The following is a 4,749-nucleotide window of genomic DNA, read 5'->3' on the forward strand; positions in this document are numbered from 1 at the left end:
CATAAGTCCCCCTGATAAGGGGGATTTAGGGGGTTGGCTGTGCATTGGGAGTGTCTAAATAATTCTGAAATCTATTATAGTTCATTAAATGAACCAATGTACTAATGAACAAATGAACTAACACAGGTTCAAATTTTAAGAAGGGGGAATTACAACGCTATTAGCAACTCTTCCCAAGCGTTGATACTTTTCCGTGACACCACAAGAAATTTACGAAAACCTAAAAGATCAATTTGGAGAATCAATTGCCTCGTTTGAAGAGGACATTGCAGATCCCTTCATCGTTGTTGCTGCTGAGTCAATTGCCGATGTCGCACAATACCTCGCCGAAGATGAAGGATTGACTTTCGATTTCTTGATGTGTTTGAGCGGAGTGGATCTCGGCGCAAAAGACCCCAACTATTACGTCGTATATCACCTCTACTCAATGACCCACCGTCACAAACTTGTCCTGAAAGTTGTTCTCCCCAAAGAAGAAGAACCCCACGTTCCCACCGTTGAACATATCTGGAGAACCGCCAACTGGCATGAGCGAGAGACGTACGATCTATTTGGAATAATCTTTGACGGTCACACTGATTTGCGACGAATCCTACTTCCAGACGATTGGGAAGGCTACCCGATGCGTAAGGATTATACAGAGCCTGAGTTCTATCGAGGGATGCGAGTGCCTTATTGATGCACATGGAGAGGGAGCAAAAACGATGGCGTTGTCAGAACAGTATCAACAACAGATTATTAATACGATTAAAGAATTGCCAGAAGATAAACTAGCCGTAGTTGTTGACTTTGTGACATCCCTAAAGGACGAATATCAACCTTGTGCAGCGAAAAATATAGTCAAACTTGGTGGTCTATGGGAAGGGTTTGAACCGACTGACGAAGAAATCCAAGAGGCACGGAAAGAAATATGGCATCATCTTGATACTAAAACAACACGATGAAACATTATGTAACTGATACGATGGGCCTTATTCAGTATCGTGCTAAATCGGACGCGAAAGCAAGGAAAACAGACAAATGCCAATGATAACCGTACCCGCTCATTTTGATGGAAAGCAGATTTGTTTGGATGAACCGGTTGACTTGGAACCAGACACAAGGCTTATTGTTACAATTTTACCGCGCCATCTGTCGGATGATGAGCGTGAGGCATGGGTAAATTTATCAGTTCAAGGCTTAGAAGCGGGATACGGGGAAGACGAACCAGAGTATTCAGCCGACTTGATTAAAAAGGTGAATCCCCACTATGCAGGAAGGTGATGTTATTCTCACACCTATTCTTCAAGCTGATGGTCTAGCGAAGAATAGACCTGCCGTTATTCTACGCAATATGCCACTTTATCAAGACTTACTTATTTGTGGTATTTCGACACAATTGCACCAATATGTTGATGGTTTTGACGAAATCATATCCCCAACTGAGCCGGATTTTGAATCGAGTGGTCTTCGGGAAAAATCTCTAATCCGACTCGGCTTTTTATCAATTGTTCCTCGTCATCGTATACTTGGTTCGATAGGATAAATTTCGTCTGAACGTCATAACCGTCTGCTAAAAAAACTAGGTGATTAGCTGACTGCTGATTTAGCCTGATACATAATGGTATTTATGTTGATCTTAAACTTTAAGGATATCCATCATGGCAGCACCACAACAAGATAGCAAATTTATTGAACTGAAGCCATTTACAGATGAGATGATTGTTAGCATGGGACCGCAGCACCCAAGCACCCATGGCGTGTTAAGGCTTGAGTTGAAACTGGATGGGGAAATCGTCCGAGATGCAATCCCACATATCGGATATTTGCACCGCTGCTTTGAAAAACATTCCGAAAATCTAAATTACCAGCAAATTATCCCGTTTACCGACCGGATGGATTATATTGCAGCGATGAATATGAATTGGGGATTCTGTCTGGCGGTCGAAGAGTTAATGATGAAGGAGGAGGGGAAATTTCCCGGCGTCCCTGAACGAGGGGAATACCTTCGTATCCTCATCGGTGAACTGAATCGAATCGGGAGCCATCTTCTGTCTTTCGGCACCTACGGCATGGACATCGGTGCCTTCACTCCGTTCCTTTACGCCTTTAGAGACCGCGAGAAGATCCTCCTGCTTTTTGAAAAGATCTGTGGTGCGCGATTGACATACAATTATATCCGTGTCGGCGGCGTTGCAAGGGATACACCGCCTATTTTGAGCCGCAGATCGATGTGTACAACTCGCTACTCACCGCCAACCGCATCTTCATTGAGCGCACAGCAAATGTCGCTGTCATGAATACAGCAATGGCGATTAACTACGGCATTACGGGACCCAACCTCCGTGGGGCAGGGTTACAATGGGATCTACGCAAAGATGAACCGTACTCCATTTATGACCGATTTGACTTTGACGTTCCCGTTGGCAGAGATATTCCGGAGTTTGGCGTGGTCGCCGGCGATTGCTGGAATCGCTATAAAGTCCGGATGGATGAGATGAAGGAGTCGATCCGGATTATCCGGCAGATTCTTGATTCCGGTCTGCCCGATGGCCCAATTCAGGCAGAGTTGAAAGCGGTACGTCCTCCCAAAGGTGAAATCTTTCACCGAAGCGAAGCCCCCCGCGGTGAACTGGGATTTTATATTGTGAGTGATGGAACGCCGAAGCCGGTGCGTGTGAAAGCCAAATCGCCCTGCTTCACGGCGTTGAGTGCGTTACAAGAGTTGAGTAGAGGGTTGATGGTCGCGGACATTATCGCAATCATTGGTAGCATTGATATTGTCATGGGAGAGGTTGATCGCTAGATTCGATGTCTATCTTCACGAATCATGTCCCGCTAAGCGAGGATCCTCGGAACGGGATTTCACGCATAAGGAGTTTGAATGCCACTCGGTTTACAAATTGTTTTGAATCCCGATGGAATCGGGGCTGAAAACTTACATCAATTTTTCGTCCAATCCTCTGAGAGTTGGGCACAGCGGTTTGTCCAAGAACATGCACCGTTTTTAACACATCTCCCCGCCCCGCTCGGCGAATTGGCGATTATGCTCGCATGTTGCGTCATTTTTGTCGCCGTTGTTCCCCTACTCCCACTCGGTCTAGTTTTAGCAGAACGGAAAGTGTCCGCCCATATCCAAGATCGGGTCGGACCGATGCGAGTCGGACCGCACGGTATCCTTCAAACCTTAGCCGATGGGGTCAAGCTCATCTTCAAAGAAGACCACATCCCGCGAGAGGGGGATAAATTCCTCTTTGTGGCGTCCCCATATATTATCTTCGCCTGCTCTTTTGCCGTATTCGCCGCGATCCCGTTTGGTAAATCTATTCTGATCAGTGACTTAAATATCGGCATCTTTTATATCATGGCGATTTCCTCCGTCATTGTGATGGGCGTAATTATGGCGGGGTGGGCTTCCAATAGCAAGTGGTCCCTGCTTGGAGCCATGCGATCTGCCGCCCAAATCGTTAGCTATGAAATTCCGATTGGTCTCGGCATTTTGACAGTGGTCATGCTGGTTCAGTCCCTGAACATGCAGGAAATTGTCAAAGGACAAGACGGGATAGCGAATTGGCTAATTTTTCGGACACCGTTCACCTTCATTGCATTCTTTGTCTTCTTTATATCAACAATTGCCGAAGTCAACCGCACTCCATTCGACCTTCCTGAAGCAGAATCCGAACTAGTCGCTGGCTTCCATACCGAGTATAGCGGTATGCGCTTTGCGTTGTTCTTCATCGCAGAATACGCCAATATGTTCGCAGTCAGCGCAATTGCTGCAACCCTGTTCCTCGGCGGTTGGCACGGGATTGTACCTGCTGAGATGCTACCTCAAGCCGGCATCCTCGGCTTTATCTTGAGAACGATCACCCTCAGTGGACTCTTGGGGGTCGCTATCAAGACGCTGTTATTAGTATTCGTCATGATGTGGCTGCGCTGGACGCTGCCACGCCTGCGTGTGGATCAGTTGATGAATCTATGCTGGAAGTATTTTATACCGATTTCATTTTTCAATATCCTAGGTGTCGGAATCTGGGCGTTGATTTTCCCGAAAGATTCGATGTTAAGCATTATTATTAGTATTGCTGTTATTATACTCGGACTCATTTTCACGTTCGGCGTGCTAGGTAAGAGTCTGTCTAAGGGACCTGAACCACCGCCCAGTTCGGCGGAGAGGCGAATTTCTGCGACAACCTAATATAGTGATTCAAAAAATAAATAGACACTTTCGCCCCCCGGTAGGTGCGGTTTTCAACCGCACCGGTTTGGAGTGTCTCATTAATTCTAAAATCTACTATAAAAACCAAACGGACACAAATTTACCTCGCAAGGAGGTTTCATCATGCGCCACTACCTGTCAAATATCTATTTGGGGGTTTATACAGCGCTCGTCGGTATGCGTATCACCTTCAAACAGTTGTTACAACCCTCCGTCACCCATCAGTATCCTTACGACCGCTCCTTTGAGCAGAAGAAGAATGTCCGCGAGATCCCCAAGGGGTATCGAGGCAAGCTACACAATCGTATTGAGGACTGCATCGGTTGTAAAAAATGCGAGATGATCTGTCCTGTCGATTGCATTACCATTACCACCCAAAAACTGCCCAAAGGCGAGCGACTTTGGGATAGCATGAACGTGGTCCATCTCAAAGATAGAACAGAGATTGTCGGTAATATTGAGGGAGACGAGAAACCAGCGCCCAATACAACCGTTACGATTCAGACACGCGACGAAAGAACCGTCACTGTGTCGAGCAAGGAAATCGCTAA

At 46.4% G+C, this 4,749-nt stretch carries 6 protein-coding genes and 1 pseudogene; all 7 read left to right on the plus strand.

Annotated elements, in window-relative coordinates:
* The first annotated feature begins 193 nt into the window (after positions 1-193).
* On the plus strand, positions 194-679 hold the full coding sequence (locus tag J4G02_11500; protein ID MCE2395202.1) for an NADH-quinone oxidoreductase subunit C: 486 nt from the start codon (positions 194-196) through the stop codon (positions 677-679).
* A 25-nt stretch (positions 680-704) separates the two neighbouring features.
* Positions 705-944, plus strand: a complete 240-nt coding sequence (locus tag J4G02_11505; protein MCE2395203.1) for a hypothetical protein — start codon at positions 705-707, stop codon at positions 942-944.
* A 76-nt stretch (positions 945-1,020) separates the two neighbouring features.
* Entirely contained in the window at positions 1,021-1,263 is a 243-nt protein-coding gene (locus tag J4G02_11510) for a hypothetical protein (protein MCE2395204.1), read from the plus strand.
* On the plus strand, positions 1,250-1,525 hold the full coding sequence (locus J4G02_11515; protein ID MCE2395205.1) for a type II toxin-antitoxin system PemK/MazF family toxin: 276 nt from the start codon (positions 1,250-1,252) through the stop codon (positions 1,523-1,525). The genes J4G02_11510 and J4G02_11515 overlap by 14 nt, the downstream gene beginning before the upstream one ends.
* Positions 1,526-1,709: 184 nt before the next feature.
* Positions 1,710-2,785, plus strand: a pseudogene (locus J4G02_11520) (NADH-quinone oxidoreductase subunit D).
* Between the two features lie 78 nt (positions 2,786-2,863).
* On the plus strand, positions 2,864-4,177 hold the full coding sequence (nuoH, locus tag J4G02_11525) for an NADH-quinone oxidoreductase subunit NuoH (GenBank protein ID MCE2395206.1): 1,314 nt from the start codon (positions 2,864-2,866) through the stop codon (positions 4,175-4,177).
* Positions 4,178-4,321: 144 nt separating this feature from the next.
* A partial coding sequence (locus J4G02_11530) for a 4Fe-4S binding protein (protein ID MCE2395207.1) occupies positions 4,322-4,749 on the plus strand: 428 nt, incomplete at its 3' end.

It is taken from the genome of Candidatus Poribacteria bacterium, assembly GCA_021295755.1.
GTDB lineage: Bacteria > Poribacteria > WGA-4E > WGA-4E > PCPOR2b > PCPOR2b.